Annotated in this window: 19 protein-coding genes; 10 read left to right on the top strand and 9 right to left on the bottom strand. The window is 66.9% G+C overall.

What is annotated here, in order from left to right; translation table 11 throughout:
- Positions 1 to 33: 33 nt before the first annotated feature.
- A complete protein-coding gene (gene thrS, locus AC3WLC_RS21965) occupies positions 34 to 2,031 on the bottom strand; it encodes a threonine--tRNA ligase (protein WP_493686024.1) in 1,998 nt (665 codons plus the stop codon).
- Between the two features lie 275 nt (positions 2,032 to 2,306).
- Here thrS and AC3WLC_RS21960 point away from each other — a divergent pair, with 275 nt between their 5' ends.
- Positions 2,307 to 4,865, top strand: coding sequence for a hypothetical protein (locus tag AC3WLC_RS21960; protein WP_493686023.1), 2,559 nt, complete (start codon positions 2,307 to 2,309; stop codon positions 4,863 to 4,865).
- Here AC3WLC_RS21960 and yidD read toward each other — a convergent pair.
- Positions 4,846 to 5,187: a membrane protein insertion efficiency factor YidD gene (gene yidD / locus AC3WLC_RS21955; protein WP_346359745.1), complete on the bottom strand. Its 342-nt coding sequence runs from the start codon at positions 5,185 to 5,187 to the stop codon at positions 4,846 to 4,848. The two genes, AC3WLC_RS21960 and yidD, sit on opposite strands and share 20 nt — an antisense overlap.
- 83 nt (positions 5,188 to 5,270) lie before the next feature.
- Here yidD and AC3WLC_RS21950 point away from each other — a divergent pair, with 83 nt between their 5' ends.
- A complete protein-coding gene (locus tag AC3WLC_RS21950; protein ID WP_493686022.1) occupies positions 5,271 to 6,002 on the top strand; it encodes a phosphatase PAP2 family protein in 732 nt (243 codons plus the stop codon).
- A 3-nt stretch (positions 6,003 to 6,005) separates the two neighbouring features.
- Here AC3WLC_RS21950 and AC3WLC_RS21945 read toward each other — a convergent pair whose 3' ends face one another.
- Positions 6,006 to 6,455: an iron-sulfur cluster assembly scaffold protein gene (locus tag AC3WLC_RS21945; RefSeq protein WP_493686021.1), complete on the bottom strand. Its 450-nt coding sequence runs from the start codon at positions 6,453 to 6,455 to the stop codon at positions 6,006 to 6,008.
- Positions 6,456 to 6,611: 156 nt separating this feature from the next.
- Here AC3WLC_RS21945 and folE point away from each other — a divergent pair, with 156 nt between their 5' ends.
- The 3 genes from folE to AC3WLC_RS21930 all read left to right on the top strand — a co-directional run bounded on the left by folE (position 6,612) and on the right by AC3WLC_RS21930 (position 8,968).
- On the top strand, positions 6,612 to 7,253 hold the full coding sequence (folE, locus tag AC3WLC_RS21940; RefSeq protein ID WP_493686020.1) for a GTP cyclohydrolase I FolE: 642 nt from the start codon (positions 6,612 to 6,614) through the stop codon (positions 7,251 to 7,253).
- Positions 7,254 to 7,397: 144 nt separating this feature from the next.
- Positions 7,398 to 7,799 (top strand): phosphoribosyl-AMP cyclohydrolase, encoded by a 402-nt coding sequence (hisI, locus tag AC3WLC_RS21935; protein ID WP_493686019.1) that lies wholly within the window; start codon positions 7,398 to 7,400, stop codon positions 7,797 to 7,799.
- Positions 7,800 to 8,005: 206 nt separating this feature from the next.
- Positions 8,006 to 8,968 carry a patatin-like phospholipase family protein gene (locus tag AC3WLC_RS21930; protein ID WP_493686018.1) on the top strand — a complete coding sequence of 321 codons (963 nt, stop codon included), beginning with the start codon at positions 8,006 to 8,008 and terminating at the stop codon, positions 8,966 to 8,968.
- 22 nt (positions 8,969 to 8,990) lie between these two features.
- Here the strand turns inward: AC3WLC_RS21930 and AC3WLC_RS21925 are convergent, their stop codons facing one another.
- Together AC3WLC_RS21925 and AC3WLC_RS21920 are read right to left on the bottom strand one after the other, a co-directional pair.
- Entirely contained in the window at positions 8,991 to 9,422 is a 432-nt protein-coding gene (locus AC3WLC_RS21925; RefSeq protein ID WP_346359739.1) for a CBS domain-containing protein, read from the bottom strand.
- Between the two features lie 202 nt (positions 9,423 to 9,624).
- A complete protein-coding gene (locus AC3WLC_RS21920; RefSeq protein WP_493686017.1) occupies positions 9,625 to 10,443 on the bottom strand; it encodes a rhomboid family intramembrane serine protease in 819 nt (272 codons plus the stop codon).
- Positions 10,444 to 10,809: 366 nt separating this feature from the next.
- On the opposite strand from AC3WLC_RS21920, the gene AC3WLC_RS21915 reads away from it, so the two are divergent.
- The 3 genes from AC3WLC_RS21915 to AC3WLC_RS21905 all read left to right on the top strand — a co-directional run bounded on the left by AC3WLC_RS21915 (position 10,810) and on the right by AC3WLC_RS21905 (position 13,456).
- Positions 10,810 to 11,382 carry a PAS domain-containing protein gene (locus AC3WLC_RS21915; protein ID WP_493686016.1) on the top strand — a complete coding sequence of 191 codons (573 nt, stop codon included), beginning with the start codon at positions 10,810 to 10,812 and terminating at the stop codon, positions 11,380 to 11,382.
- Positions 11,383 to 11,447: 65 nt separating this feature from the next.
- Positions 11,448 to 12,062, top strand: a complete 615-nt coding sequence (locus tag AC3WLC_RS21910; RefSeq protein WP_291679818.1) for a PilZ domain-containing protein — start codon at positions 11,448 to 11,450, stop codon at positions 12,060 to 12,062.
- 761 nt (positions 12,063 to 12,823) lie between these two features.
- Entirely contained in the window at positions 12,824 to 13,456 is a 633-nt protein-coding gene (locus AC3WLC_RS21905; protein ID WP_493686015.1) for a transglutaminase-like cysteine peptidase, read from the top strand.
- Between the two features lie 201 nt (positions 13,457 to 13,657).
- On the opposite strand, the gene AC3WLC_RS21900 is transcribed toward AC3WLC_RS21905, so the two are convergent.
- Positions 13,658 to 14,188, bottom strand: a complete 531-nt coding sequence (locus AC3WLC_RS21900; protein ID WP_493686014.1) for a gamma carbonic anhydrase family protein — start codon at positions 14,186 to 14,188, stop codon at positions 13,658 to 13,660.
- Positions 14,189 to 14,341: 153 nt separating this feature from the next.
- Positions 14,342 to 14,671 carry a DUF6949 family protein gene (locus AC3WLC_RS21895; RefSeq protein ID WP_493686105.1) on the bottom strand — a complete coding sequence of 110 codons (330 nt, stop codon included), beginning with the start codon at positions 14,669 to 14,671 and terminating at the stop codon, positions 14,342 to 14,344.
- A gap of 172 nt (positions 14,672 to 14,843) precedes the next feature.
- On the opposite strand from AC3WLC_RS21895, the gene AC3WLC_RS21890 reads away from it, so the two are divergent.
- Positions 14,844 to 15,566, top strand: a complete 723-nt coding sequence (locus AC3WLC_RS21890) for a hypothetical protein (protein ID WP_493686013.1) — start codon at positions 14,844 to 14,846, stop codon at positions 15,564 to 15,566.
- Between the two features lie 16 nt (positions 15,567 to 15,582).
- Here the strand turns inward: AC3WLC_RS21890 and AC3WLC_RS21885 are convergent, their stop codons facing one another.
- Positions 15,583 to 15,795, bottom strand: a complete 213-nt coding sequence (locus AC3WLC_RS21885) for a DUF3126 family protein (protein ID WP_057192263.1) — start codon at positions 15,793 to 15,795, stop codon at positions 15,583 to 15,585.
- A gap of 168 nt (positions 15,796 to 15,963) precedes the next feature.
- Here AC3WLC_RS21885 and AC3WLC_RS21880 point away from each other — a divergent pair, with 168 nt between their 5' ends.
- A complete protein-coding gene (locus AC3WLC_RS21880) occupies positions 15,964 to 17,343 on the top strand; it encodes a serine hydrolase domain-containing protein (protein ID WP_493686012.1) in 1,380 nt (459 codons plus the stop codon).
- Positions 17,344 to 17,443: 100 nt separating this feature from the next.
- Here AC3WLC_RS21880 and glyA read toward each other — a convergent pair whose 3' ends face one another.
- Positions 17,444 to 18,769: a serine hydroxymethyltransferase gene (gene glyA / locus AC3WLC_RS21875; protein ID WP_493686011.1), complete on the bottom strand. Its 1,326-nt coding sequence runs from the start codon at positions 18,767 to 18,769 to the stop codon at positions 17,444 to 17,446.
- Between the last annotated feature and the right edge of the window lie 29 nt (positions 18,770 to 18,798).

Here is an 18,798-nt window from a genome sequence, read left to right as displayed (position 1 = left end):
ATGGGCTGACGGGTTTTGGCGAGGGCGGCCGCTTCAGGCCGCCTTGACCTTCTTCTTCCGCGCAAGATCGGGCGGCGTTGCCTCCTCGACCAGCGCTGCAACCACTGCATCGAGGCTCATCACCGTCTGGGCCTGGCTGCCGAGGCGGCGGATGGTCACCGTCTTCTCCTCGGCCTCGCGCTTGCCGACGGCGAGGATGACCGGGACCTTGGCCAGCGAGTGCTCGCGCACCTTGTAGCTGATCTTCTCGTTGCGCAGGTCGGCGCGGGCGCGCAGGCCGGCCGAGAGCAGCGCCATGGTGACTTCCTCGCCATAGGCATCGGCCTCCGAGGTGATCGGCGCGACGATGATCTGCTCGGGCGCCAGCCAGAGCGGGAAATGCCCGGCATGGTGCTCGATCAGGATGCCGACGAAGCGCTCCAGCGAGCCGCAGATGGCGCGATGGACCATGACCGGCTGCTTCTTCTCGCCGTCGGAGCCGATATAGAAGGCGCCGAAGCGCTCCGGCAGATTGAAGTCGACCTGCGTCGTGCCGCACTGCCAGTCGCGGCCGATGGCGTCGCGCAGGACGTATTCGAACTTAGGCCCGTAGAAGGCGCCCTCGCCCGGATTGATCTCGGTCTTGATCCGGTTGCCGGACTGCCTGGCGATCGTCTCCAGCACCCGGTTCATCACCTCTTCGGCATGGTCCCAGACCGCATCGGAGCCGACGCGCTTCTCGGGCCGCGTCGAGAGCTTGATCACCAGCTCCTCGGTGAAGCCGAAATCCTCGTAGACCGAGAGGATCAGGTCGTTGATCTTCATGCACTCGGCTGCGAGCTGCTCTTCCGTGCAGAAGATGTGCGCGTCGTCCTGGGTGAAGCCGCGCACGCGCATCAGTCCGTGCAACGCGCCCGAGGGCTCGTAGCGGTGGACGTTGCCGAACTCGGCGAGCCGGATCGGCAGGTCGCGATAGCTCTTCAGGCCGTGCTTGAAGATCTGGACATGGCCCGGGCAGTTCATCGGCTTGAGCGCGAAGACCTTGTGGTCGCGCTCCTGGTCGTTCGGATTCTCGAAAGCCGAGGCCGACTTCACCGCGAACATGTTGTCCTGGTACCAGCCCCAGTGGCCCGAGGTCTCCCAGAGCGACTTGTCGAGCACCTGCGGAGCGTTGACCTCCTCATAGTCGGCGGCAAGCCGCCGGCGCATATAGGTCAGCACCTCCTGGAACAGCCGCCAGCCCTTGGAGTGCCAGAAGACGACGCCCGGCCCCTCCTCCTGGAAGTGGAACAGGTCCATCTCGCGGCCAAGGCGGCGATGGTCGCGCTTCTCGGCTTCCTCGAGCTGCTTGAGATAGGCGTCGAGCTCCTCCTGCCGGGCGAAGGCCGTGCCGTAGATGCGGGTCAGCATCGCGTTGTTGCTGTCTCCGCGCCAGTAGGCGCCGGCCGTCTTCATCAGCTTGAAGGCGTTGCCGACCTTGCCGACCGAGGTCATGTGCGGGCCGCGGCAGAGGTCGATCCAATCGCCCTGCGCGTACATCTTCAGCGTCTGGTCGGCGGGAATCGCATCGACCAGCTCGACCTTGTAGGCCTCGCCCTTTTTCGCGAAGAAATCCTTGGCCTTGTCGCGGCTCCAGACCTCCTTGGTGAAAGGTTTGTCGCGCGCGATGATCTCGCGCATCTTCTTCTCGATCGCCGGGAAGTCCTCCGGGGTGAAGGGCTCGTTGCGGGCGAAATCGTAGAAGAAGCCGTTCTCGATGACCGGGCCGATCGTCACCTGCGTGCCGGGGAAGAGCTCCTGCACGGCTTCGGCGAGGACGTGCGCGGTGTCGTGCCGGATCAGCTCCAGCGCGCGCGGGTCCTCGCGGTTGAGGAACTCGATCTTCGCGTCACGCTCGATCGGATCGCCGAGGTCGACGACCACGCCGTCGAGCGCCATCGCGACCGTGCGCTTCAGAAGAGAGGGAGAAATGCCGCCGGCAATATCCTTGCCGGTGATGCCGGCCGGGAATTCGCGCTGCGCGCCATCGGGAAATGTCAGGGAGATCGTCATCGATCGCGCTCCTGCTCACTCGGGGATACGAGCCCCGTAAGTCAAGGCCGGCTGCCTTTGAGGGGCGCGGCCGGCAGCCGGATCGGACGCGCCGGGGAGGCGTATACGAGCGGGAGGACGCAGGCAATCGCGGGATTGCAGATCGCGGCCTCGCCGCTTGCAACCATGGCTAGACTGACGATAGGTTACGCAATCGACCTCCGATCTCGGCAATCGGTTCGACAGCCATGCAGCCAGCGATGTCACCGGACGCCGCGGCGCCCGTCCTGCGAGACGTGGATTCGTGGCCATTCAACTGGATCGGCGACCTGCTGCGGGTGATCTATGCCTGCCGCGTCGCCGCGATCTCCGTCCTGCTCGGCTACCTGCTGCTGACCAAGGTTCCGCAAGCACGCGACCTCTTCCTGGTCTTCCAGGGACCCGCCTTCGGGCCGGGAACCGACTATCCCCGCTTCTGGGAGATGCTCTTCCGCTGGCTGGTCTACTTCCTCATCCACATCATCGCCTGGAGCAGCGCCGTCCAGGCTTCGGCCGAGCATCTGCTCGGCGAAAGCGCCTGGCTGATCGGCCCGTCCCGGGAACTCACGCCGCGCGACATGGCGATCTACGATCGCCGCTTCCGCGCCTTCGTCGTCATCGTGCCCTATGCGCTCGCGCTGCTGACCTTCTTCGCGGTCTGGCGCGGCTATGAGGCTGCGCTGGCCGATCTGCCTCGCGACGGCGTCGGTTCCCTGGCCTTGTCCGCTGGCATTCTCCGCAGCGGCTCGGCGGGTTTCTATGTCGCCCTCGCCTGCGGCATCGCGGCTCATCTCTTTCTGTGGGGCCGCAACATCAGGGACATCGCGAAAACCGAGGCGCATTTCCGTGAGAAGAAGGCGGCGGACAGCGAACGCGGGAGCAAATGGCGCGAGGCGGTGAGCCTGCACGCGTCCGTCTGGCTTGCGCTCGGCCTGTTGATGCTCGGGGCGGTCGCAGCCTTCGGCGATCGCCTGCTGGCGGTCGTCTCCGGCGTCTATCTCGTTCCGATCCTGCTCGGCGCCTGGATTCCGGTCTTCACGCAGATCGGGATGGCGAGCCAGAGGACCCGCTTCCCCTTCACCGTGCTGCTTCTGGTCGCCTGGCTCCTGGCCGCCAATTCCTGCGGCCATTCGAATCTCGTCTCGCGCGCCAAGCAGGAACCGCAGCCGGCCATGGAGCTCGGCGAGGCCGTCGCAGCCTGGAAACAGGCGAATTGCGTAAGCGGTGGCACCTGCCCGCGCCCGGTGCTGGTGACGATCGCGGGCGGCGCCTCACGCGCTGCCTTCTTCGCTGCGACGATCCTCGGCGAGTTGCTCGACAACCCCTGCCGCCAGCCCGGCCGCGCCTGCGAAAAGCCGGACGCCACCGCGCCGTTGCTGGCGCAGCGGGTCTTCGCGATCTCGGGCGTGTCAGGCGGCTCGCTCGGCGCGATCCAGGCTGTCGCCGCCATGAGCGATGCGCGCCGGGATCCGAAGTCTCGGGCCTTGTCGCCGCCCTGCATCGACAAGAGCCCGGCGCATTTCTTCAAGTCCCCGAACGAGAGCAAATGGCGTGATTGCCTCCAGGTGCTCGCAGGCGAGGATTTCCTCTCGCCGACCGTGCTCGCGCTGGTGACGAGCGAACCATTCCTGTTTCTCGAGCCGTTGCTCGGCCGCTTCTGGCCGAACGGCCATTTCCTCGACCGCGCCGCCATTCTCGAGAACAGCTGGATCAACCACTATCAGGACAATGTCGTCGCAGCGGCGCAAGGCGCGCAGACGCTGCCGGCCCGGGGCGATCTCGCCCAGTCGTTCAGCCGCTTCGGGCAGGGCGCGCGCAAGGATGGCAACTGGCTGCCGCTCCTCGTGCTCAATGCGACCTCGGAGGAAACCGGCAAGCGGGTTCTCGCCAGCCAGCTCGCCAATCAGCTGGAGCCGGCCACCCAGATCAAGCTCGATCGGCCGACGCTGTTCGTCGACGCCTTCGAAGCGTCACGCTTCCTTGGCGAATTGACCTCGCCAAGGCCGAGTTGCGCCATCGCACGCGGCAACGGCCTCGACCTCACCCTCGCCAGCGCCGCCCTGAACAGCGCGCGCTTTCCGATCATCTCACCGGCCGGGCGCTTCGCCGATGGCTGCGATGTCACGCTCCGGGCTGTCGACGGCGGCTATTTCGAGAATGACGGGGCAACGACCACCGCGGAGATCGCCGATGCCCTGAAGCGTTTCGGGCTCGCGCCCGTCGTGATCCACATCGCCAATGATCCGGTCGACCTGACCGCCGATCCGGAGCGCGACCAACGTCCTCCTCCACGCGACGATTCGCTGATGCCACTGCTGATGGCACCGGTGAGCACAGTGCTGTCGACCCGCGGGGCGCGCGGCTCCTATGCCCTTGCCACGCTTGCGGGCGTGGTCGGCAAGGACAATGTCGCCGACTTCCTCGTCTTCGGCGAACCCTCGGCCCCGACGCAGGACAAGTTCGCCGTTGTCGACAGGCTGACGGGCTTCGAATACGTGCCGCCCGAGATCGAACGACCGAAATGCTTCGAGCGGACCAATCCGACGATCGAGCTCGCCACCGGAGCAAAAGCCCCGGCCGAGGGAGCGCCTCCTCCGGCCGTGCCGAACCGGGCAACGGTGCTGAAGGAGGTCTCGATGAGCTGGTGGCTGTCGAAGCCGGTCCAGGAGTACCTAGACCGGCAGACCTACCACCGGCGCAACTGCCAGTCGCTGCTCAAGGCCCGGAACTGGCTCAACGAACCTCTCTCCGCGCCCGAGCAGAGGACGATCGCCGAGCAGCCGGCGAGCGCGCCGGTCAAGATGCCGGATCGTTGACGCCCCGCCAGCGGCCATAGGCCCAGGGCTTGTACCAAGCCCCCTCCGGCGGCAGCTCCTCGCAGACGATGTCGATGCCGGAGGTGCCGAGCGGCGTGCAGCGGCAGATGCGGGCGAAGCCGACCCAGCCACCGGCCCAGAGCCCGTGCCGCTGGATCGCCTCGTCGGTGTATTCCGAGCAGGATGGCCAGTGCCGACACTGCCGGCCGATCAACAGGGACAGGCTGAGCTGGTAGCCGCGGATCAGCAGGTGGGCGCCCCGGCGCGGCGCAAGCGCGACGCTGCGTCGCCAAGAAAGGCTTTTTTCAGCATGTTTAGGCAAGTATGACTCAGGCAAACCCTGCCGACTCCCTCCAGCCACTCTTCCATCGCCCCTTTTCGATCCCGCCTTCCCAGATCCCGGTCATGATGCGCGCACGTTTCCTAGCCTCCGCTACCGCCCTCTGCGGGCCGCTGCTCGCGCTCGCCCTCGCCACACCGGCGGCGGCACAGCAGCGACCTTATCTGATCTGGCTCGACGCCGCCAAAATAGACGTCGCCAAGGTGATGGGCCTGCCGCCTGCGCAGAATTCGCCGGAGCATCGCGCCGAGTTCGAGAAGGTGCTCGCCATCTCCTCGGCCCGCACGCCGGAGCGCGAGAAGCAGGCGATTGCCGACCAGTACCAGACGCTCAATGCCTTCCTGAAGGGCATGGACCACAACTATATCGACGGCACCCATCGCGAGACGCGGCTCCTGATGCGCGAGGCGCAGATAGAGCTCGCCATCCTCCTGAAGAGCGTCAACCGCCTGACCAGCCGCATCCGTCCCTTCCAGATGTGGAACAAGGTCAGGGTCAAGCCCTGCCCCGGCGGGCGGCCCGAAGGAACCTCCTTCCCGTCGGCCCATGCCGCGACCGCGGCGCTCTACGCCACGCTGCTCTCAGACGCCGTGCCCGAGCTCGCCGACAAGTTCGAGGAGCGGGTCAAGAGCTATGGCGAGAGCCGCCTCGTCTGCGGCTTCCACTATCCGAGCGACCTGGAAGCCGGCGACAAGATCGGTCGCGTCGTCGCCAAGGCGCTGCTGGCCGATAAGACCTTCAGGGTCCGCTATGACGAGACCAAGCCGGAGATCCGGCTGGCCTTCGGGCTGAAATAGCGCTCAGCCCGCGACCGTCTCGCGCCGCTTCGCCTCGATCTGGCCGATCGCGTCGACCACCGCGTCGAAGGTCAGCATGGTCGAGGCGTGGCGCGCCTTGAAATCGCGCACCGGCACGAGCACGGAGAGATCGGCCCATTTGCCGTCAGGCGGCTGCGCCCCCTCCTTCAGGATGGCGCGCGCCTGCTCGCGAACCTCGCGCAGTTCGGCGGCGGTCGAGCCGACGACATGGCGCGCCATGATCGAGGACGAAGCCTGGCCGAGGGCGCAGGCGCGGACATCGTGGCCGAAGCCGGTGACGACATCCTCGTCCATGGTCAGGTCGATGGTGACCGTCGAGCCGCACAGGCGCGAATGGGCGCTCGCCGTCGCGTCGGGCGCCGGCAGGCGCTCGAGCAGCGGGATGTTTCCTGCCAATTCCAGGATTCGCTTGTTGTAGACGTCGTTCAGCATGGGTTGCCCCGGCCGGGTCTGGAGTTGCCGGCGTTCGCAACCAATATAGAGTGCCGATGCGCTCTTAGGGAGAGCGTGTCATGTCGCTGGACGAGCGGGCGAACTTGTCTGACCTGCCGGTCGCAAGACCGGCGCAACCGAAACGGGAGGCTCCACATGGATAATGTGGTTAAGTCCTTGTCCGTAGAGCGGGCGCGCAGCCCCTCCGCAGACAAGTTCATCGTCAAGCAACCGACGCAGGTCGAGGCCGAGGAGGCCGTGCGCACGCTGATCCGCTGGGCCGGCGACGATCCGTCGCGGGAGGGGCTGCTCGATACGCCGCAGCGCGTCGCCAAGGCCTATCGCGAGTTCTACAAGGGCTATCGCGAGGACGCGGGCGACATGCTCGAACGGGTCTTCGAGGAGGTCGACGGCTACAAGGACATGGTCCTTGTCCGTGACATCCCGTTCTATTCGCATTGCGAGCACCACATGGTGCCTTTCGTCGGTAAGGTCCATATCGGCTACTATCCGAACGGCGGCGTGGTCGGCCTGTCGAAGCTGGCTCGTGTCGTCGAGGTCTATGCCCGCCGCCTGCAGACGCAGGAGACGATGACGGCCCAGATCGCCCAGGCGATCGAGCGGACGCTGAAGCCCGGCGGCGTCGCCGTCCTCGTCGAGGCCGAGCACATGTGCATGTCGATGCGCGGCGTGCAGAAGCAGGGCTCGTCGACGATGACGACGCAGTATACCGGCCGCTTCCGCGACCCCGCCGAACAGGTGCGCTTCTTCACCATGGTGAAGTCGCCGGGGCTGTAGCACCAACCGTCATTGCGAGGAGCGCAAGCGACGAAGCAATCCAGAACGGTTCGATCGACGGCCCCTGGATTGCTTCGCTGCGCTCGCAATGACGGCTGGCCTCGCCGCCGCTATATAGCGCGAACTATCCCCCAGGATCCTCTCATGACTGCCTTCCCCACCCTTTCAGCCAAGGCCGAAATCGAAGAGGGCACGGTCCTCGCCCCCAAATTCGATCGCGACGGGCTCGTCACCTGCGTCACCACCGACGCTGTGACCGGCGAGGTGCTGATGGTCGCGCATATGAACGCCGAATCGCTGCGCCTGAGCATCGAGACGGGGCAAGCCTGGTACTGGTCGCGCTCGCGCCAGAGCCTCTGGCGCAAGGGCGAGACCTCCGGCCAGCTCCAGAGCATCGTCGAGATGCGCGTCGACTGCGACCAGGACGCGATCTGGATCAAGGTCAATGTCGGCGGCGACGGCGGCTGCTGCCACACCGGCCGCCACAGCTGCTTCTATCGGGTTAAGCCGGTCGGCACCGCTGCGGACGGCCCCCTGACCATCTGAACCCGGACTGCCTGCTTCGTTGGCAATCCTTTCACCAAGCTTTCATGTTTCCTTCAAAAGCGACTGATAGCCGCCTAGGGTCCCGGCGCCGTTCATCTTTCGCTCATCGGCTCGCGCGATCCTGACTCTCCCGCGGAGGGATCGCGCCGATGAGACTGGAGAACATCGCCAGACGGGCCTTTGGATTGGGCGGCGGCGGAGCTGCGATGAACGATCTCGTTTCCGAACCCGTCCCGCGCCTCAGCCGGCCGCGGATCGGCCTCGCCCTCGGCGGCGGTGCCGCGCGCGGCTGGGCCCATATCGGTGTCCTCGATGTCCTCACCGAGGCCGGCTACGCACCCGAAGTGATCGCCGGCACCTCGATCGGCGCGGTGGTCGGCGGCTGCTACGCCGCCGACAAGCTCGGGCAATTGCGCGAGTTCGCGCTCGGCCTGACCAAGCGCCGCGTCGTCGGGCTGATGGACTTCCATCTCGGCGGCGCCGGACTGATCTCCGGTGGCCGACTGAAGCGCCTGCTCGAACGCGACCTCGCCGGCCTGCAGATCAGCGACCTCAAGCAGACCTATGCCGCCGTCGCGACCGAGCTTGGCACCGGCCATGAGATCTGGCTGACCCGAGGCTCGCTGGTCGATGCGCTGCGCGCTTCTTATGCGCTGCCCGGCGTGTTCGATCCGGTGAAGCTCGGCGGGCGCTGGCTGATGGACGGCGCGCTGGTCAATCCGGTGCCGGTCACGGTGGCGCGTGCGCTCGGCGCCGACGTCGTGCTCTGCGTCAACCTGAACAGCGACATGACCGGTCGCGGTACGGTGATCCAGTCCTACGGCGCCGATCCCGACCCTGAGCCGGCGCCCGAGCAGCGCCCGGCGACAGGCTGGTTCGGCAGCGTGCGCGAGCGCATGCGCGGCATCGTCGGCAAGGCCAATCACGAGCAGCAGCCTGGGCTCGCCGGCGTGATGATCGACGCCTTCAACATCACCCAGGACCGGATCTCGCGCTCGCGCCTCGCCGGCGATCCGCCCGATGTGATGATCGGCCCCAGGCTCGGCCGCGTCGGCCTGTTCGACTTCCACCGCGCCGACGAGGCGATCGCGCTCGGCCGGCAGGCGGCTGAACGCGCGCTCGACGAGATCGCCGCGATCGTCGCGGCCAATCACCTGCCGCTGAACTAGGCGGCAGGTCGCGGCTCGGACCCTAGGCCATCGCGATATAGTCGCGCATCGCCCGGCTTTCGGCCTCGATCTCCGCGACGCGATGCTTGACCACGTCGCCGATCGAGACGATGCCGGCGATCCGGCCGCCATCGACCACCGGCACATGCCGGAAGCGGCCCGAGGTCATGATCTCCATCAGATCGTCTACGCTGGTGTCAGGCCGGCAGGTCACGACCTTGGCGGTCATGGCGCGCGATACCGGCGTTTCCAGTGCGGCAGCGCCGTCCGTGCCCAGGGCCTTGATGATGTCGCGCTCCGACAGGATGCCGAGCAGGCCGCCATCGGCGCCGGTCACGACCACCGCACCGATCCGCTTCTCGGCCAGGGTCCGCGCCGCCTCGCCGAGCGTCCGGTGCGGCTGCACCGAGACCACCTCCGCGCCCTTGTTGCCGAGAATATGAACGACGTTCATCGACTTCTCCTCCGACGGTAGCGGCACCGTTGACCGGCGCTCGTTGATGGGTTCGACGATCGCAATGCCGGATCGGACGGAGCGTTGCCCTCCGAGGCGCGGCATCACGCTGGACTGATTTCAATGTGAGCGAACTCTGAGGCGACGGCAAGGCGATTGCTGGACGAAGCCTGCGCGCTACGGTTGCGCCTTCCCGTGATGTCTAGCGCCGGACCGGCCCGCGATCGAGCAGCGGGAACAGCAGGAGCCCGGCGAGGAAGCCGCCGATATGCGCTTCCCAGGCGATGCTGGTCTCCTCGCCGAGGATCGGCACCAGGCCGGCACCGAAGATGATGTTGGTGACGAACCAGATCACCACGAACAGCATGGCCCGCGAATTGCGCCAGAGACCGCCGAGGGGCTCGGCCGGAATCGCACGCACCACCTCGTCATGGCCGAGCCCACCGAAATGCACCCCCGGCGAGAAGACGAAGCGGATCGCCGCCGCCGTTGCCCCTGAGACACCGGCGGAGGCACCGACCAGCGGCAGCACGTCGAGCTCGCGCGACCACCAGTGCAGCAAGGCGCCGCCGATGGTGGACACCGCCATCAGCAGCAGGAAGCGCCCGCCCCCGAGCCGGCGCGCGACCGGACTGCCGAAAGCCGCGAGCCAGACGACATTCGAGACCAGATGCAGCCAGGAGCCGTGCAGGAGCCCGTAGCTGAGCAGCGTCCAGGGCTGGCCACCGCCATCGGCCAGCAGCAGGCGGACCAGTTGCAGGCGCTGGACGAAATCGGGCGTGCCGGAGGTGCCGAGCGAACGGGCGATCTCCTCCAGGCGCTCCGGGGCGAACCAGAGCGTCAGGCGCGCCGGCACGAAGGAAAGCCAGGAGACGAGCAGGAAATCGTCGCGCTCGCTGAGCAGCTCGCGCGCGCCCTGGATCAGCGCCAAGGCTGCGATCAGCCAGACGACGGCGCCGGGCAGGTTGAAGACAGGCTCGCGCGCTGGCGGGCCATGGGGATCGTCTGGGTTCGCCGACATCGTGCCTCACTGGCGCATGGGCCTGCGGCAGGCAACAGAAAAGGGGAGAGCGGTCGCTCTCCCCTCTCCTCCCCGGCCGGTCACGCCCCCGCGCCCCTGCCATTTCCGTTAAGCCCGGACGCTGCGCGCCGGCTCGAATTCGACGACCGATTTATGCGGCATTTTAGGGATCTTCCACAAGCTTAACGCCTGATTAACCTTAACAGCCCCTGCCGCCTCCCCCTGTCCGGGTCGCGTGGCAAGACGGCATGCGGGCTGCGTCCTGCCGATTCGCAAGGGCCCGACAGTCCCCACCTCGAACGAAAGCGCTCCGATTTGACACGCATTCGCACGAACAGGGACGGCGCAGACCGGACTGGACACGACATGAAGAATCCGAGCACCCGCCTGGTTTTCGACTACTGGGACACGTTGCGCGGCGAACGGAGCGCCCCCGAACGGGGCGAAATCGAGCCGGGCGCGCTGCGCCATGCGCTGGCCGACACCTTCGTGCTGGAGAACGAGCCGATCGGCCCGGTCTTCCGCCTGGCCGGGACGCGGCTCTGCGCCCTGTTCGGCCGCGAACTGCGCGGACGCGCCTTCACCGCGCTCTGGCCCGATGTCGAGGCGCAGGGCGACATGCGCCGCCTCGTGCAGACCGTGATGGACGAGACAGCAGGCGCCGTCGCCGGGCTCTCGGCCCAGACGCAGAACGGCGCGAGCGTCCATCTCGAACTGCTGCTGCTGCCGCTGCGCTATCGCGGACGCACCCATGCCCGCATCCTCGGCGCCCTGTCCCCGGCCTTGTCGCCGGAATGGCTCGGACTCGACACGCTCGATTCGATGCGGATGATCTCGCTCAGGATGATCTGGCCGGATGCGCGCACGCAGCGCCCGACCGAAGCTGCAGCTCAGGACAAGCGGCCGAAGCTGATGCTTCTGCCCGGTGGACGTGTGTGAGGTTGCCCTAACTACCTCTTAACCCGCGAGCCGGTAGCATCACTCTGGTAGAAACAGAGTTTGCAATGCTCACGGCGCCCCAAAATCCGAAGACGGGCTCGGTCCCGGTCGAGCGCCGGCGGCATCAGCGCATGAAAGTCGTCCTGCTCGGACGCTACATGCTGCCCAATCGCATGGAATATCCCTGCCAGACCACCGACATTTCGCCGGGCGGCCTGCACATGGTCGCGCCGGCCAAGCCGATGATCGGCGATCGCGTCATCGTCTACCTGGAGCATCTCGGCCGAATCGAAGGCACGGCGGTGCGCACCACGCCCGCCGGCTTCGCGATGACCATCACCGCGACCAGCCGCAAGCGCGAGAAGTTCACCGCGCAGCTGACCTGGCTCGCCAATCGCGACGAGCTCGGCCTGCCCGAGGATCGGCGCCATGAGCGCATCGTACCGCGCAACCCGCGCTGCATCATCACCCTGGAAGACGGCAGCGAACATGCCGTGCGGCTGATCGACATCTCGCTGTCGGGCGCTGCCTTCGCCAGCGACCACCAGTTCGAGATGGGCACGGCGATCCGGCTCGGCGGGACCGCGGCGATGATCGTGCGCCGCTTCGACGGCGGCTACGCCGCCCAGTTCCGCATGCCGCTCTCGGCCGACGCGCTCGACGAGAATCTCGAGCTCTGAGGGCGCGCAAGCGCTTCTTCCTTTCGGCTGAGCCTTCAAGCAATCGAGCGGTACTGCGCCGGCCCCGATAAGGGCCAGGCAGCACTCGCCATGCATACCGGCTCCAGAAGTCTTCGGCAGAAGAGGTATTCGCTGAACCTTCCCCTCGCCCGCGGGAGAACGGCGCGGATGAAGGTCGGCCCCTCCGTATGAGGCGCAGTGGCAGCAACCTCTCCCTAACGACCAATGTCGGCCTCCCACTCCGACCCGTCTCCCAGCCGGATTCCTCTGCGAAATGCGGGTCGCTCTGTCTCCTCCCTTCCCCCTTGTGGGGAAGGGTATGGGGATGGGGAACGAACGACTGGGTGCAAGGCTAATCGCAGAAGCGGATCGGCCCGTTTCCCGACGAATTCGCTCCGACTTTGCGCCCCCACCCCTGCCCCTCCCCACAAGGGGGAGGGGTTTCCTGCGCTTCGTCCGGTTTCGCAGAGGAATCCAACCGGGAAAAGGAATGCCCCTGCCTTGCCCGCTCGGCGCGGCAACCCTTAACATGGGATTGACGGCCTCCACCTCATGGTTAAGAGACTGGATGGTTAAGGAGACCCATAGTTAAGATTTTCTGACGCGAGCGCTGAAAATTCTTACCCACCGTTTTATACCTGATTTTCTGTAAGTACTTTGATCTTCAATAGGCTCGATTTCAGTAAAATTGTCCGCTTTCATTTCAAGCGATCTCTACAGCCCAAGAGCATGGTCGTTCCCGGGACAGGAAAGGGGACGACATGTTTTCGGGTTTTCGGGGATTTCGCGGCCTGGCCGCTGCTACCATCATCACCCTCGCCGGCGTGACCGGTGCCGAGGCACAGCAGACCAGCGGCCTGCCGGTCGCCAGCGCGCCGATCGTCGCCGGCGGCGACGCCCGGGCGCCTTACGCCTGGGTCGACTTCTGCAAGCGCATGCCGAGCGAATGCGCCGTCGACACCCGCGAGGCCGAGCAGATCGAGCTGACAGCCAAGACCTGGAAGCTGATGGTCGCCGCCAACGTCAAGGCCAACCGCGACATCGAGGCCATCACCGACCAAGACCATTGGGGCGTGGTCGACCGCTGGGACATTCCGACCGACGGCAAGGGCGATTGCGAGGATTATGTCCTGCTGAAGCGCCAGCGCCTCGCCGAGGCCGGCCTGCCGCGCCGGGCCATGCGCGTCACCGTCGTGATCGACGAGGAGAATGCCGGCCACGCCGTGCTGATGATCCGCACCGACCGCGGCGACTTCATCCTCGACAACAAGCGCAACGCGATCCTGCCGTGGAGCCAGACCGGCTACACCTACGTCAAGCGTGAATCCCAGGCCCGCACCGGCTGGGCCTCACTCGGCGGCCTTTCGACCTCGACGGTCGCATCGCTGCGCTGAACAAGACAACGCGCCGGGCGGGGACGAAACCCGGCGCGAATACCAGACCGGCGAAGTCTAGACGGGCTTCGCCACCAGACGACGAGTCCGGTCACGTCCCCACCCACCCGTCCCCGACCGGGCACGTCCAGGGCCGGCTCCTTCCCCGGGAGCCGGCCCGCTTCGTTTTCAGAAGAGCCGAGCTGTGGAGCAGATAAGCGGTCAGTCGATCCGCTTCATGCCCTTGGCGAACTGCTTCCAGCGCTCGGAATAGCCCACGGCGGCAGCGCGCAGGCCTGCGGCCGCCGCCTCGTCCAGGGTGCGGAGCGCGCGGGCAGGCGAGCCGACGATCAGCGAATTGTCAGGGAATTCCTTGCCCTCGGTCACCAGCGCATTGGCGCCGACCAGGCAGTTGCGGCCGATCTTCACATGGTTGAGCACGGTCGCGCCCATACCGATCAGGCTGTTCTCGCCGATGGTGCAGCCATGCAGGATGGCGCGGTGGCCGATGGTGCAGCCGGCACCGACCTTGAGCGGCGCGCCCATGTCCGTGTGGAGCACGCAGCCTTCCTGGATGTTCGTGGCCTCGCCGATCTCGATCCACTCATTGTCGCCGCGCAGCACCGAGCCGAACCAGATCCCGACATCCTTCGCCAGCCGGACCCGGCCGATGACATGGGCGTCGGGCGCGAGCCACCACTGCCCTTCCGGCGGCGTCTCGGGTGCGGTCCCGTCGAGCGAATAGAGCGGCATGGCAGATCCTCCTACTTCACCTAGAGCCTTGCCGGCGAATACAGATCGCCTTCAAAGTTCCAGCTCTTTGGCTTCACGCAATTCCGGGCGCAAAACCGCTACGCACTTTTGCTGGAACTGCTCTGGAGGATTGCAGGGCTGGCGCCCTCGCCGTCAAGCGGCTCCGAGCATCATCAGCAGGTCGAGCACGACCCGGCCGCTGATCAGGCTCCAGAGCGAGGCGATCATGCTCGCCGCCATCACGAAGAAGAAGGGCCGCCCTTCGAACCGCCGGCCGCGCACGGTGTTGCGCAGAATCAGGAAAGGCGCGCTGAACACCACCACCGGCACGCTCGCCACGGCGCCGACGCCACCGCTCTGCAACAGCTCGAAACCGGCGCGCTTCTGGGTGAACAATTCGAAGGCGCTGGCCAGCAGGCCGGCGAAGGCGAAGCCGAGGACCAGCGATTTCAAGGCCTCGACGGCGGAGGGTTCGAGCGTCACGGGCGCGGCTTCCAGCGGATGCGGCCCAACCATGGCGCAAGGTCGTTCAACGCGGAAGCGAAGCTTTAACCTTTGGTTAACCACGCCGGCCCCATCATGGTTTACGGGGCGTTAAGGCGGCTCTGTTTCAGTTTCCTGACAGGGCCGCGCGTCGGCCCCGGAGACGAATCCGATGAGCCTCTACGCGCCCGACCAGACCCAGCCGCTCGCCAGCGCCACCGATGTCGCAGCGCTGATCCGCAACCATCTCAGGCGCCGCCCTGCGCCGGCGCTGCCACGCGGCGACCGGGCCCTGCTGCGGCTCGCGGCAGCGATCGTCGTACTCGGACTGGCCGGCACCGGGCTTGCCCTGCTCGCCACCCGCCCCCACCCCGACGCCGGCACCGATCTGCAGGCGTCGCGGGTCGGCGAGGTCGTGCTGGCGATTCCGGAGAACCTGACGGGTGCCGATGGCGAGGATGGGCGCCTCGTCGGCATGGCGCGCCTGCGCCTGGACTGGCCGAGCCTCGGCCCGGTGACGCCCGATACCCGGCACCGCCTGCTGGTGACCCTGAGCCCGCCGGACAAGGTCAACGAGCCGGCGACGCAGCTCTCGACCTATGCCCGTTTCCTGACGCCGACGGTCTGGTCCAATCCCGGCGGGCTGGTGGTGCGCGGCTTCCGCAAGGGCTCGCCCTATGAGGGCGACGAGCTCTATGTCTCGGTGCCGGACGGGCGCGGCTTTGCGGCACGCTGCCCGGTCGAGGCCGCCCAGAGCGGCCTCGACGAGCCCTGCCGCGTGACCTTCCGTCATCGCGGCGTCGACGTGAACATCCGCTTCCCGCGCGCGATCGTCGCCGACTGGCAGATCATGCTCGGCGGCGTGCGCCGCACGATCGACGGGCTGATGCGCTGAGAGCGGGGGCCCTGCCTCAGTCCTCGAGATCGACGTCGAGGATCGCCATGGTGAAGTTGAACGAGCGGTCGCCGTCCTCGTCGTCGACATGGATGATGCCGATGAACTCGTCGGCGAGATAGACCTCGGCCGAATCGGTCTTCTTCAAACGCGCGCGCACGCTGATGTTGTGGTTGGCGAAGGTGCGGCGGAGATAGGCTTCGAGCTTGGCGAGTTCGGTCTTGTCCACGGTGACGATCCTTATGCGTTGCGCGGACGGATGCCACGCGTGAGCCGCGAGAGCAAGAACGAAGGCGATCCGGCCACAACGCATGGCCGCGCCGCTTTCCTGCGCTGACGCAGGATCATTGCCCGTGCCAAGCTCCGGCTCCCGCCTTGATCGACGATGGATTGTCCGATGAAGCCCTGGCTGCCCGCAGCGCTCGATTATGTCGCAAGCTGGCTCGAATTCCAGCGCCGGTTCCACGACCAGCCCGGCTGCGCCGTCGCGATCGCCGACGGTGGCGAGATCGTATTGGAAGCCGCCTTCGGCAGCGCCGACTTATCGACCGGCGAAGCGCTGACGCCGCGCCACGGCTTCCGGATCGCCTCGCATTCCAAGAGCTTCACCGCCGCCGGCACCTTACGCCTCGCCGAACAAGGCCGCCTCCGGCTCGACGACAAGGCCGGCGCCTATGTCGACGGCCTGCATCCCGAGGTCGCGGCGGTGACGCTGACGCAGCTTCTCTCCAACAGCGCCGGGCTCCTGCGCGACGGCGTCGATTGCGGCCAGTTCTTCGATCGCAAGCCCTATGCTCGGAAAGACGAGTTGCTTGCCGACCTCGCCAGACCGCCGGTCTTCCCGGCCTCGCAGCGCCTGAAATACTCCAATCATGGCTTCGGCCTGCTCGGCCTCGTCATCGAGGCGGTGACAGGCGAGCCCTATGCCGACTGGATCGCCCGCGAGATCGTCGCGCCGGCCGGGCTGAAGGAGACCAGGCCCGACATCACCCTCTGGACCGGGCCGATGGCGAAGGGCCATAGCGGCACGCTGCCGCTCGGCCGGCGCGTGGTGATCCCGGCCGACAACCCCGGCAACGCCATGGTCTCGGCCGCCGGCTTCGTCGCGACGGCGGCCGACATCGCCCGCTATATCGCCCAGCTCTCGCCCAAGGCCGAGCGCAGCGTCCTGTCGGCGCTGAGCCGCCGCGAGATGACGCGCCGGCTCTGGCCAGATAGCGAGAGCAGCCTCGGCCGCCACTACGGGCTCGGCACCATCTCGGGCGGTGGCGATGGCTGGGACTGGGTCGGCCATTCCGGCGGCTTCCAGGGCTTCATCACCCGCACCGCAACCGTGCCGGAACAGGGCCTCACCGTCTCGGTGCTGACCAACGCCATCGACGGCCTCGCCCATCCCTGGCTCGACGGCGTGATCCAGATCTTCCGCACTTTCGCCGAGCACGGTGCGCCGACGCCGACGACCGAGCGCTGGCGCAAGCGGCTCTGGACGATCTGGGGCGCCGGCGACCTCGTCCCGGTCGATGGCAAGGTGCTGATGGCCAATCCGGCGCTGTTCAACCCGTTCTTCGACGCTGGTGAGATCGCACTGGAGGGCGAGGACCAGGGCCGGATCGTCAAGGCCTCGGCCTTCGCCAGCCCGGGCGAGCCGGTGAAGCTCGTCCGCAGCGCCGCAAGCGAGATCGAGGAAGCCTGGATTGGCGCCGCGCAGGTGATCGGGGAAGACGCGCTGAAGGCGGAGATGCTGGAGCGGTATGACCAGCGTCATGCTCGGGCTTGACCCGAGCATCTCATGCCGGACGAAGCCCCCGTCGGCACCTTCTCGTCATGAGATTCTCGGGTCTGCGCTGCGCTCCGCCCGAGAATGACGCGCTCCGGCCTCACCTCACATAGTGCAGCCTTCCAAACCGCCGGCGGAAAGCCGTGACGTCGCGAGCGATCGCCTCGTCCGGACGCGCGCCCGACAGCCCATCGGCGATATAGCCGGCGAGCTCGGGCATGTGCTCGGGCTTCATACCGAAGCGGACGATCTCGGGCGTGCCGAGCCTGAGGCCGTTGACGTCGCCGTCGACCTCCGCGATCGGCAGGCCGATGCCGCAGCTCAGGATATTGACGACGCGCAGCCGCTTCGCTGCCGCCTGCCCGCCACCATAGGGCGCCGCCTCGATCGCGAACTGATGCGAGGTCGTCATGCCGCGATGGCGGGCGAAGACCGGGACCTGCCGCTCGGCCAGCGCATCAGCCAGCGCCTTTGCAGTCGCGGCCATCATCGTCGCGTAATCGCGGCCGAATTCCTGCCAGTCCATCATGGTGATCGCCAGCGCCGCGGACTTGGCCGCGTCGAAATTCGCGGTCAGACCGGGATAGGCGATGGCGTCGAGCTTCTCGGCGAGCGCGGCGTCATTGGTGACGATCAGGCCGGAGGGCGGGCCGCCCAGGCTCTTATAGGTGCTCATCGTTATGACATGAGCGCCCTCTTCCAGCGGCTGCTGCCAGCCATGCCCCGCGATCATGCCGGAGAGGTGGGCGGCGTCGAACAGCACGATCGCGCCGACCTCGTCGGCAATGGCGCGGATCTCGCGGATCGGATGCGGGAACAGATTGAGGCTGCCGCCGATGCTGATCACCTTGGGCTTCAGCCGCCGCGCATCCTCGCGCAGCTTCTCGACATCGACGGTGTAGCCGTCGGCATCGATCGGCGCCGGATGGGTGACGACGCCATAGAGCCCGGCGGCACCGGCACCGTGATGGGTGACATGGCCGCCGATCGCCGGCGGCGGAGCGATCACGACGTCGCCGGGCCTGGCTGCCGCCATGAAGACATAGAGATTGGCGATCGCGCCGGAGGGCACACGGATCTCGGCATAGTTCGCGCCGAAGACCTGCGCTGCGAGCTCGGCCGCCATCACCTCGATCTGCTCGATCGCCTCGAGGCCCATCTCGTATTTGTCGCCGGGATAGCCGAGCGAGGGCCGCGTCCCCAGCCCCTGCCCCAACACGGCCTCGGCGCGCGGGTTCATGACATTGGTCGCGGGATTGAGGTTGACGCAGTCGCGCTCGTGGATGGTGCGGTTCTCGGCGACGAGGCTGGCGAGCCTCGCCTCGCGCGCCGTGCGGTCCTGGCCGGCGACCTCACCGGCGATCCTCAGCACGTAGTCCTCGCTCGCCGCCGGCACCCAACCGCGCCGCGCCAGTTTCACCGTCATCGCCATCCCTCGCCGAGCCTTGTTTCGTC

This window comes from Allobosea sp. GW821-FHT03A12, assembly GCF_058986765.1.
Note: the sequence above shows the minus strand (reverse complement) of the source record. Positions and strands in the feature narration are given on the sequence as shown.

Excerpts from the sequence above, each read along its gene's own strand:
- thrS (WP_493686024.1), bottom strand. The coding sequence starts at position 2,031 with ATGACGATCTCCCTGACATTTCCCGATGGCGCGCAGCGCGAATTCCCG.
- AC3WLC_RS21950 (WP_493686022.1), top strand. The coding sequence starts at position 5,271 with ATGATGCGCGCACGTTTCCTAGCCTCCGCTACCGCCCTCTGCGGGCCG.
- AC3WLC_RS21945 (WP_493686021.1), bottom strand. The coding sequence starts at position 6,455 with ATGCTGAACGACGTCTACAACAAGCGAATCCTGGAATTGGCAGGAAAC.
- folE (WP_493686020.1), top strand. The coding sequence starts at position 6,612 with ATGGATAATGTGGTTAAGTCCTTGTCCGTAGAGCGGGCGCGCAGCCCC.
- hisI (WP_493686019.1), top strand. The coding sequence starts at position 7,398 with ATGACTGCCTTCCCCACCCTTTCAGCCAAGGCCGAAATCGAAGAGGGC.
- AC3WLC_RS21930 (WP_493686018.1), top strand. The coding sequence starts at position 8,006 with ATGAACGATCTCGTTTCCGAACCCGTCCCGCGCCTCAGCCGGCCGCGG.
- AC3WLC_RS21925 (WP_346359739.1), bottom strand. The coding sequence starts at position 9,422 with ATGAACGTCGTTCATATTCTCGGCAACAAGGGCGCGGAGGTGGTCTCG.
- AC3WLC_RS21920 (WP_493686017.1), bottom strand. The coding sequence starts at position 10,443 with ATGTCGGCGAACCCAGACGATCCCCATGGCCCGCCAGCGCGCGAGCCT.
- AC3WLC_RS21915 (WP_493686016.1), top strand. The coding sequence starts at position 10,810 with ATGAAGAATCCGAGCACCCGCCTGGTTTTCGACTACTGGGACACGTTG.
- AC3WLC_RS21910 (WP_291679818.1), top strand. The coding sequence starts at position 11,448 with ATGCTCACGGCGCCCCAAAATCCGAAGACGGGCTCGGTCCCGGTCGAG.
- AC3WLC_RS21905 (WP_493686015.1), top strand. The coding sequence starts at position 12,824 with ATGTTTTCGGGTTTTCGGGGATTTCGCGGCCTGGCCGCTGCTACCATC.
- AC3WLC_RS21900 (WP_493686014.1), bottom strand. The coding sequence starts at position 14,188 with ATGCCGCTCTATTCGCTCGACGGGACCGCACCCGAGACGCCGCCGGAA.
- AC3WLC_RS21890 (WP_493686013.1), top strand. The coding sequence starts at position 14,844 with ATGAGCCTCTACGCGCCCGACCAGACCCAGCCGCTCGCCAGCGCCACC.
- AC3WLC_RS21880 (WP_493686012.1), top strand. The coding sequence starts at position 15,964 with ATGAAGCCCTGGCTGCCCGCAGCGCTCGATTATGTCGCAAGCTGGCTC.
- glyA (WP_493686011.1), bottom strand. The coding sequence starts at position 18,769 with ATGACGGTGAAACTGGCGCGGCGCGGTTGGGTGCCGGCGGCGAGCGAG.